General features: G+C 59.6%; 6 protein-coding genes. 2 read left to right on the forward strand and 4 right to left on the reverse strand.

Features of this window, described 5'->3' with window-relative positions; all coding sequences use genetic code 11:
• Positions 1-9 precede the first annotated feature (9 nt).
• Entirely contained in the window at positions 10-957 is a 948-nt protein-coding gene (locus CQ009_RS28365) for a choline ABC transporter substrate-binding protein (protein ID WP_064388138.1), read from the reverse strand.
• 436 nt (positions 958-1,393) lie between these two features.
• On the opposite strand from CQ009_RS28365, the gene CQ009_RS28370 reads away from it, so the two are divergent.
• Positions 1,394-2,770: an L-serine ammonia-lyase gene (locus CQ009_RS28370; RefSeq protein ID WP_105709362.1), complete on the forward strand. Its 1,377-nt coding sequence runs from the start codon at positions 1,394-1,396 to the stop codon at positions 2,768-2,770.
• Positions 2,771-3,283: 513 nt separating this feature from the next.
• Entirely contained in the window at positions 3,284-4,387 is a 1,104-nt protein-coding gene (locus CQ009_RS28375) for a GlxA family transcriptional regulator (protein ID WP_007949927.1), read from the forward strand.
• 125 nt (positions 4,388-4,512) lie between these two features.
• On the opposite strand, the gene CQ009_RS28380 is transcribed toward CQ009_RS28375, so the two are convergent.
• The 3 genes from CQ009_RS28380 to CQ009_RS28395 all read right to left on the reverse strand — a co-directional run bounded on the left by CQ009_RS28380 (position 4,513) and on the right by CQ009_RS28395 (position 6,786).
• Complete coding sequence (locus CQ009_RS28380; RefSeq protein WP_095112758.1) at positions 4,513-4,776, reverse strand: hypothetical protein; 264 nt, start codon at positions 4,774-4,776, stop codon at positions 4,513-4,515.
• A gap of 345 nt (positions 4,777-5,121) precedes the next feature.
• Positions 5,122-6,285: a gamma-butyrobetaine dioxygenase gene (locus CQ009_RS28390; protein WP_105709363.1), complete on the reverse strand. Its 1,164-nt coding sequence runs from the start codon at positions 6,283-6,285 to the stop codon at positions 5,122-5,124.
• A 24-nt stretch (positions 6,286-6,309) separates the two neighbouring features.
• Positions 6,310-6,786, reverse strand: a complete 477-nt coding sequence (locus CQ009_RS28395; protein ID WP_105709364.1) for a thioesterase family protein — start codon at positions 6,784-6,786, stop codon at positions 6,310-6,312.
• Between the last annotated feature and the right edge of the window lie 69 nt (positions 6,787-6,855).

Here is a 6,855-nt window from a genome sequence, read left to right on the forward strand (position 1 = left end):
CATAAGCGATTACTGACTAATTTTGGCTTTCACGGCCTCCAGGCCAGGTTTACCGTCAATGGTGGTCACGCCAGCGAGCCAGGTATCGAGCACTTGTGGATTCTTTTTCAGCCAGGCCTTGGCGGCTGCGTCAGGCTTCATCTTGTCGTCGAGGATGTTGCCCATCAGTTCACTTTCCATGTCGACGGTGAACTCCAGGTTCTTCAGCAACTGACCGACGTTGCTGCATTCCGCGGCGTAACCCTTGCGGGTGTTGGTCGCCACGGTCGCCGCACCGAAATCGGGGCCGAAGAAATCATCGCCACCGGTCAGGTATTGAATCTTGAAGCGCTTGTTCATCGGGTGTGGCGCCCAGCCGAGGAAGACCACGGCGGTGTCGCGTTTCTGCGCGCGATCCACTTGCGAGAGCATGCCCGCTTCGGATGATTCAACCACTTTGAAACCGGCGGTTTTCAGGCCGAAGGCGTCCTTGTCGATCATGCTCTGGATCAGACGGTTGCCGTCGTTGCCCGGCTCGATCCCGTAGATCTTGCCGTCGAGTTCCTTCTTGAATTTGGCGATGTCGGCGAAGTCATGCAGACCTTTGTCATACAGGGCTTGCGGCACGGCGAGGGTGTACTTGGCGCCCTTGAGGTTGGTGCGCACGGTTTCCACGGTGCCGGCGTCGCGGTAGGCCTTGATGTCGTTTTCCATGGTCGGCATCCAGTTGCCGAGGAACACGTCCATGTTCTTGCCGTCAGCCAGCGACTTATAGGTCACGGGCACGGAGATCATGGTGGTCTTGGTCTTGTAGCCGAGGGCGTTGAGCACGACGGAGGTGGTGGCGGTGGTCGCGGTAATGTCGGTCCAGCCGACATCGGAGAAGTTAACGGTACTGCACTGCGCCGGTTCTGCAGCTTGCGCCAGTAACGGCAGACTCAGCATGGCGGCCAACAACAACGACGGGGAACCTTTCATGGATGGACTCCTTGGTGTTTTTTTTGGCAGTGTTCCGACTGTGGACCACCGCACTTATAGGTTGCGGTTGGATGGCGTTCTGGAGACAGCTCTGTCACGGCGCCTTGCAATCGAGTCATAACGATCATGTACCAGTGAAAATCTGACGCCTACAGGGGGGGTCGTATCCAGTACAGGGATGGTCGTATCCAGTGTCAGTGACGTCGTTTACAGCTTTTTTTCGCCCCGATTGGCCATCTGAACCGCATGAAAACGGTGAAAACCGGGGTGAAAACGGCGCGGCGCTGGTGGACATGAGTGCGTCGGTGTCAGACGCCGTGCGTCCCGACAAAAGCCTGATGATGCGGGCATTCCGGCGGATCGCAGCTTGAGCGTAGCAGCTCCGCCAGCGGGCGCTTTTGCGCCCCGGACCGGTATCCTCAGGAGCTCTGCAGCAATGGCTATCAGCGTTTTCGACCTGTTCAAAATCGGCATTGGCCCTTCCAGTTCCCACACCGTCGGGCCGATGCGCGCGGCGGCGTTGTTCGTCGAGTCCTTAAGGGGCAAGCATCAACTGGAACAGGTGCGGCGAATCGAGGTGCAACTGTTCGGTTCGTTGTCGGCCACGGGGATCGGTCACGGCAGCGACAACGCGGTGATCATGGGCCTGATGGGCGAGTGGCCGGACGCAATCGACCCGGCGCAGATCGGCCCGCGCATCCAGGCCCTGCGTGAAACTCACACACTGTTATTGGATGGCCGCTTGGCGGTGCCGTTTGTCTGGACACGGGACATGCGCCTGATCGATGAGAACCTGCCGTTCCACCCCAATGCCATGACCATTGTTGCCGAGGGCGATCACGGCGAGCTGCATCGCGACACCTACTATTCGGTCGGTGGCGGCTTCGTCGTTGATGAAGCGCAGGCGTCCAGTGGCGTGGTCGATCTGGATCGCACTGAACTGCCTTATGACTTTTCCAGCGCGGTTGAATTGCTGGAACTGTGCAAAAGCAACAACCTGCGCGTTGCCGAACTGATGATGGCCAACGAAAAGGTCTGGCGCAGTGAAGAAGAGATTCGCGCCGGGCTGATGAAGTTGTGGCGGGCGATGCAGGATTGCGTCGAGCAGGGCCTCAAGCACGAAGGCATCTTGCCCGGCGGTTTGAATGTGCGTCGGCGTGCGGCGAAGTTGCATCGCAGTCTGCAGGAATTGGGCAAGCCCAATGTGATCGGCTCGACGCTCAGTGCGATGGAGTGGGTCAATCTGTTTGCGCTGGCTGTTAATGAAGAGAACGCGGCGGGTGGGCGCATGGTCACGGCGCCGACCAATGGCGCCGCGGGGATCATTCCGGCGGTGCTGCACTACTTTATGAAGTTCAGCGAAGCGGTGACTGACGCCAACGTGGTCGACTACTTCCTGGGTGCGGCGGCGGTGGGGATTCTGTGCAAGAAGAATGCTTCGATCTCCGGTGCCGAGGTTGGCTGTCAGGGCGAAGTGGGTTCGGCGTGCGCGATGGCAGCGGCGGGGCTGGCGGAGATTCTTGGCGCTACGCCGGAGCAGTTGTGCAACGCGGCGGAAATTGGCCTGGAGCATAACCTTGGGCTGACTTGCGATCCGGTCGGCGGTTTGGTGCAGGTGCCGTGCATCGAACGCAATGCGATTGCCGCGGTGAAGGCGATCAACGCGGCGCAGATGGCATTGCGCGGCGATGGTCAGCACTTTATTTCGCTGGATCGGGTGATTCGCACCATGCGCGATACCGGTGCCGATATGCATGACAAATATAAAGAGACTTCGCGCGGTGGCCTGGCGGTCAGCGCTGTGGAGTGCTGAGACCGCATCGGCCCAATCGCGAGCAGGCTCAATCCTACAGGGGAACGCATTCCAAATGTAGGAGTGAGCCTGCTCGCGATAGCGTCAGACCAGTCAAAACTGCTCACCAAGTGAACACAGACAATAAACCACGCCACCTTTTAGCGCGTCGCAATCAGATAAGAGTCTTTCCCACCTGTTACACGCGCCCAGCCTCCCTACCGTCCGTCACCCGTGCTTGCGGTGACACTCCCCGCAAACCGCGCGCAGGCCAGTTCCCACAAGTGCTACCGATTTGCTCACCCACCTTGGGGCAGGGCTTCCTCAGTCGCTAATGGCACTTCGAAATACCTCTCGTCGGACCGCTCGTATAGACACGTCGCGACGTCGTTTTCAGGAGTTATTGAACAGCCATTCAATTTTAGGCATGGCAATTGCTCTGTCATAACAAAGCCCGTCTCCCACGCGAGAACGCTGGCAATAACAAGAGCCTCGCCTGAGGCCATCACCCGCTTTGTGTGAGGAGATACCGCGATGACGTCGTTCAACTCCGGGGCCCAACCCCAGAACCGTGCGCCTCAATCCATCGGCTTTCTGCTGCTGGACAATTTCACGCTGATTTCTCTGGCCTCCGCAGTAGAACCCCTGCGCATGGCCAACCAATTGTCCGGTCGCGAGCTGTATCGCTGGAGCACACTCACCGTCGATGGCGGTCAGGTGTGGGCCAGTGACGGTCTGCAAATCACTCCCGACGCCTCCATGCACAAAGCCCCGCCACTGGACACCGTGATCGTCTGCGGCGGCATCGGCATTCAACGCACCGTTACCCGTGAACACGTTTCATGGCTGCAAAGCCAGGCGCGTCAGTCCAAGCGCCTCGGCGCCGTGTGCACCGGCAGTTGGGCACTGGCTTGCGCCGGCCTGCTCGACGGTTTCGATTGCAGCGTGCACTGGGAATGTCTGGCGGCGATGCAGGAAGCTTTCCCGCGCGTGGCCATGAGCACCCGTTTGTTCACCCTCGACCGTAACCGTTTCACCAGCTCCGGCGGCACCGCGCCGCTGGACATGATGCTGCACCTGATCAGCCGCGATCACGGCCGTGAACTGTCTGCGGCGATCTCGGAAATGTTCGTCTACGAACGCATCCGCAACGAGCAGGATCACCAGCGCGTGCCGCTCAAGCACATGCTTGGCACCAACCAGCCAAAGCTGCAGGAAATCGTCGCGTTGATGGAAGCCAATCTGGAAGAGCCGATCGACCTCGACGAGCTGGCGGTGTATGTCGCCGTGTCGCGTCGACAGCTGGAGCGGCTGTTCCAGAAATACCTGCACTGCTCGCCATCGCGTTACTACCTGAAGCTGCGCCTGATTCGCGCCCGGCAGTTGCTCAAGCAGACGCCGATGTCGATCATCGAAGTGGCGTCGGTGTGCGGTTTCGTTTCGACGCCGCACTTCTCCAAGTGCTACCGCGAATACTTCGGCATTCCGCCGCGTGACGAGCGCGTAGGCTCCAACACCACCCAGCAAGTGGCGATGCTGCCGCTGCCGCAGGCGATCGTGATGTCGCCGCTGTCGGGGCCGATGTCGGCGTTGAGTCAGGCGCGCAATGAGTCGACGTTTGCCAGCGTAAGGCTCTGATAAGGATCGTTCCCACGCTCTGCGTGGGAACGCAGCCCGGGACGCTCTGCGTCCCAAATGGCCGAACGCGGAGCGTCCGTTGAGGCATTCCCACGCAGAGCGTGGGAACGATCAGGTGAGCAACGTCAGGCGCTATGGCTTTGCTGGAAATCGGCGAGTGCCGGCAACAACTGCTTGTCGATCGCCTGCCGCACCGCCGGCTGGATACTGGCGCCGCTGGTGTACATGTCCTTGACCATCTTGCGCAGTTCAAACGCGCGCACATTATCCAGGCCGCGCACTGCACACTCGCACGCCTGATCGGCGGTCGTGCCACTGGGTACTTGAATACCCAACGCCTTGAGCTGGCCCAGCAAATCTTCCTGATCGATCAAATCGGCATACATCATGACGCGCATCCTTCTTCGGTAACGGAGGTCGTGGCTCGATTCTGGTAGCCATGCCGGGGTACGGCAAGGGCGATTTGTCGCAGTGGCTGCGACGGCTATGAACAGGTCGTTTTCGGCTAACTCGCCGCTCAAGGGAGTGGGCACACTGAACTCAGCTTGCAACACGAAGGTTTGGTCACCCTCGCTTGGCAGCTCCTCAACAGTAGCTTGCGCCCCGATCCTGTCACGGCTGGTATTGGGGCTTTTTTTGCCTGCTTATAAAAGCAAAGATCGCAGCCTTCGGCAGCTCCTACAGGGAACGTATTCCAATGTAGGAGCTGCCGAAGGCTGCGATCTTTTAACGGTCTAGCGTTGCAACACGAGGATCCGCGACAACAACTCATCCCGGTCGATATAGCAGCCCTGAAAATGCCGCGCCCCCGTGCCCGGGTCAAACGCATTGCGCGCATGCAGCGTGCGGCGATTATCGAAGCACCACAGCTCACCGGGAACGAGCCGCTGCATCAGCCGAAACCGTGGCTCGCGGGTCATCGCGATGAAGCGTCGATAAGCCCGATACAACTGTGGCATTTGCTCCACTGACGTATCGAACGCGCCGCGCAGAAAGTTCGCCATGCGGATTTCAGCGACACGCCCCAACGCATCCAGGGCAATGATCGGCGCCAGGCAGCGATAGTCGCTGTGCCGATCCTTGTTGCGAAACTCCACGGGGATTTCACACAGGGCCTTGAATGACTCGGGATCTTCCTGGCGCAACGCATCGGCAATCGCAAACCCGTCGACAAAAATACTCTCGCCACCCTCGGCGTCATTCACCAGGCAATGCAGAAACTGCAGGCCCGGTTGCAGCTCGCGGGTGGGCAGATCGGTGTGCAACGGTAAATTGAAAGCGGTGTAGGCATTGCTGTCGGCATCGGCCTTGGACTGCACGTTGAACAGCACGCCGAAGTTGCTTTCACGAATGAAGGAAATACGTTGCGCGATGAGCTTGAGCGAACCGGGTTCGGTGGGTACGCCGCGCACTTGCGTCAGGCCAATGTCGCGAATGGCGATCATCCATTGCAGCAGGGTGGCGTTGTCGTTCATCAGCGCCGCGTATTCGAACACCGGGAGTTGCAGATCGCTACGCCATAGAAAGGGCTTGGGTTTGGCGGCCAAGCGTTCGGCGCGGGATTCATCATCGTAGGCATGCGCGCGCAACCAGCCCGGATCGAAACGGCTGAGGTGACCGTCCTGCCAGTCGACGCGCAGGCAGCCATCGGTATCGATGTGCGCGGCCGCTGGTTTCAGGTCATCAGCCGCGTCGACGATCTCGAAAACCTGTTCGCGGGTGACGTTGTAGACACACTGCTGACATGGGCAGTTGTCCCGCAGCCAGACATGGTGAAACGGGCTTATACGGCCGTCAGCCCATGCAATGGCAACGCGATCCGCCAGGGTCTGCACGCCGCTTAGCGCGCTGATCAACGGATAAGTACGGAAATCGGCAACAGCGGCAGCGGTGTTCATGGCGGCTCCTTGCGATCGATGGATTTACCTTGCAGGCGGCAGCGCGATGACGCGGCCGATGTAAGCGGGAGCAGGCAAGTCTTTCTGCTCGGCGACGATGTCTTGCAGGCGGTTCAAGGTATCCGGGCTGAACAGCGCCGAGCGCGGGCCGGCGAGGTCGACGTGCAACAGCATCTGTTCGTTGCCGGCCAGTTCCTGTTCGTCACCGACCTTGTGCAGGCTGTGATAGAGGTGCAGGCGTTTGCTGTCGTGGCCGATGATTTGCGTGTGCACTTCGACTTCAGTGTCGAGCTTCACTTCGTGCAGATAGTTGAGGTGCAGTTCGAGGGTGAACAGCGAGTGGCCGCTGGCTTCGCGGCTGTTGCTGTCCATGCCGAGACGATCCATCAGGGCGTCGGTGGCGTAGCTGAAAATCAGCAGGTAGAAGGCATCGCGCAGGTGGCCGTTGTAGTCGACCCAGTCGGGGATGATTTTGGTTTGGTAGGTGGTGAGCTGGGGCATGGTTTGGGCTCCGGCAGTTAGGTGGTTTTCAAGATCAAAAGCTACCCCCTCACCCCAGCCCTCCCGAAA

Origin of the sequence: Pseudomonas sp. MYb2, from assembly GCF_002979955.1 — a bacterium.
Classification (GTDB): Bacteria; Pseudomonadota; Gammaproteobacteria; order Pseudomonadales; family Pseudomonadaceae; genus Aquipseudomonas.